This is a genomic window from Streptomyces sp. NPDC007901, from assembly GCF_042959465.1.
In the GTDB taxonomy this organism is placed as follows: Bacteria; Actinomycetota; Actinomycetes; order Streptomycetales; family Streptomycetaceae; genus Streptomyces.
On record NZ_JBIBKW010000086.1, the window covers coordinates 1 to 2,480 of the forward strand.

General features: G+C 66.9%; 2 protein-coding genes and 2 pseudogenes. All 4 read left to right on the forward strand.

The window, feature by feature from the left end; all coding sequences use genetic code 11:
• Positions 1-214, forward strand: a 214-nt coding sequence (locus tag ACFZDK_RS55710) for a hypothetical protein (RefSeq protein ID WP_390987068.1), incomplete at its 5' end; no start/stop codon positions are given.
• A gap of 498 nt (positions 215-712) precedes the next feature.
• Positions 713-1,003, forward strand: a pseudogene (locus ACFZDK_RS55715) (WhiB family transcriptional regulator); the annotation flags it as partial.
• Positions 1,004-1,060: 57 nt separating this feature from the next.
• Positions 1,061-1,516, forward strand: a complete 456-nt coding sequence (locus ACFZDK_RS55720; RefSeq protein WP_390987070.1) for a sigma-70 family RNA polymerase sigma factor — start codon at positions 1,061-1,063, stop codon at positions 1,514-1,516.
• Positions 1,513-2,480 (forward strand): annotated as a pseudogene (locus ACFZDK_RS55725) (hypothetical protein); the annotation flags it as partial. The gene ACFZDK_RS55720 and the pseudogene ACFZDK_RS55725, both read left to right, overlap by 4 nt.

Consider the following 2,480-nt stretch of genomic DNA (forward strand, 5'->3'; position numbering starts at 1 on the left):
CAGGGAGCGGAACTCACCCGTGGAAGTGCGCCCCGGGCAGACGCCCGCGCACTCCCAGCCGCTGATCCCGTACACCACGACGAGGGACGCCATCGCCCAGCCCGGCCTTCAAGCTCGCAAAGCCACCAACGAGCAGCTCCTGCTGCTCGCGGGCACAGAGAAGTTCGTCCGGGACACCAGCGCCGGCGACTTCACCGTCTACTGCAGCCGGTAGACCACGCCCCGGATGCGCAGCGGGCAGCAGGTGCTGCCCGCTGCGCATCCGGGGCGGCGGCACATTGGTCTGCTCCGTCAGGTGCGAGTGAGGGTGGCCGTTCATCTACGAGGGCCTCACCCCGATGCCGGAGCAGCTCCCGGGATCAGGTCGAACTCCTGCACCATCTCCACGGACGCAACCGAGAAATTCTGCCGATCGACGTCACGCTCGGGCTGTCCCGACGGCACTCCTTTGTGACCACTTCTTCCAAGCGGCGAACGGAGCAGGGCGCGATGCCGGAGTATGTGATGGCGGCAGGAGTCACGGCGGTGGGATATCTGGCTATGGTGCTGCGTACGTGGGTGCGGGTGAGAGGGCTGGTTCAGCGGGAGAAAGTCCGTGGGTCATTCCGTCGCGATGTGGTGCGCGAGCTTCCTCGGGGCAGCCGTTTCGTTGACGACGCAGACCACGTGACCATTGTGGTGGGGCGGGCGCCAGGACACGAAGGCGTGCGGTGTGACCTGGGCGACTGAGTGGTCGACTCGTGCGGCCTGCCGGTTCGAGGACCCTGACGAGATGTTCATCCCGTCCAGGGCGCAAACACGGCAGAAAACCGGCTGTGTCAGCTGTCCTGTACGGATCCCGTGTCTGGCACACGCACTCGACCAGCGCGTTGAGGTGGGGATCTGGGGCGGTTGGTCCGAGCAGGAGCGCCGAGCCCAGTTACGTAGGGGGCCTGCAGTCAGCTCCTGGCTTCCACTGCTCGAAACTGTCGGGACGGACTACGAGAGGGTTGCCGCGTTCCTGGAGCGGGGACGGCGCCTGCCCTGTCTGAGTCCTGAGGAGGAGGCAGCCTTCGAGGCCGTGTTCCGGGCACGGTTCGTGCCCCTGACGGCTTTTTTGATCAAGGCAGGTGGATCACGGCACGATGCCGAGGATGCCGCGCAGTCCGCATGCGTTGAACTGGCCACAACCTGGGAACGCGTTGAGCGCCCCGAACCATGGCTACGCACCACGGCCTTCCGGATCTGGTTGAAGTCCGTGCACCGGATCCGGCCTGACGAATTGACCGAGAAGACTCCAGACCGCCCGGCCCGCGACCACGGCGACGACGTCGCCGAGAAGATCGTCATGGTCCAGCTGCTACGGCGTCTACCGCTTCTGCAGCGTACGGTGATGGCATTCGAAATCGACGGTTGTGAGCCATCCGAGACGGCCGAGGCGCTGGGAATGCGGGCCGCGAACGTACGTCAGAACCTGAAGCGGGCGCGCGAGAAGCTGGAGCGTCTGCTGATCCAAGACATGGGGGGTGTGGAGTGACCGCCAACTCGCCGAGCTCCCGCCTTCAGGAATTCCTGCTGGCGGGAACGAACGAGCTGGAAGCTACCCTGGCCGGATCGACCGACGTCGAGGCGAAGCTGTCGGCTGCGTTCGACGCTGCGGGACACAAAGCAGCGGACGAGTCCCCGCTCTCCAGGATGCTGCGGTCCGATGAGGCAAGCCTGCAGGAGACACTCGCTGAATCGACCGACGTCGAGCAGCGGCTGACGGACACGCTGGCCGAGGCGGCAGCAGCGCGGGAGCAGGCCGCCTCGCGGCCCAAGCCGGCAGCAGACGCAAGGCCGACGGCCGAAGTGGCTTCGGTTGCCCCCGCGCGCAGGACACCGGCGGACAGGAGCGAGGCCCACGAGTCCCTGGCCGACGTTCCGGAAGTTCGCGTGGTCGGTCTTCCTCAGCTGACAGCTGGCTTCGACCTTGCCGAACGACTCGACCTGCGCATGCACCTGCGGGTGCACGGACCGGTCGAACCCCTGGGCGGGGAGCAGCTCGTGCAGCTCTCCGAGAAGATCAACCTGAGGGGCCGCGGCGGCGCGGGTTTCCCCTTCCACAAGAAGCTGCGCTCGGTCGCCGAAGCGGCGATCAAGCGTGGTGTACGGCCGGTGGTCGTCGTCAACGCTAGTGAAAGCGATCCCTCTTGCGCTAAGGACAGGGTACTGATCAACCGTGCCCCGCACCTCGTCCTGGACGGCGCGCTGCTGTGCGCCGAGGCGTTGGGTGCCCGCACACTCGTGATCGGGGTCACCCGTGAGTCCACGCAGCAATCCATGGAGGCCGCGCTCGCCGAACGCGGTCTGAGCAACCGCCGCCGTTCTGCGCTGAAGACCTGGGTCCAGCGCAACCCTGCCCGTATGGTCACCGGCGCCGCCGCGTCGCTGATCCGCTCGATCGACGGCGGCCCGGCGATCCCGCCCGGCCGCAAGACCAGTGCCTCGCAGAACGGTGT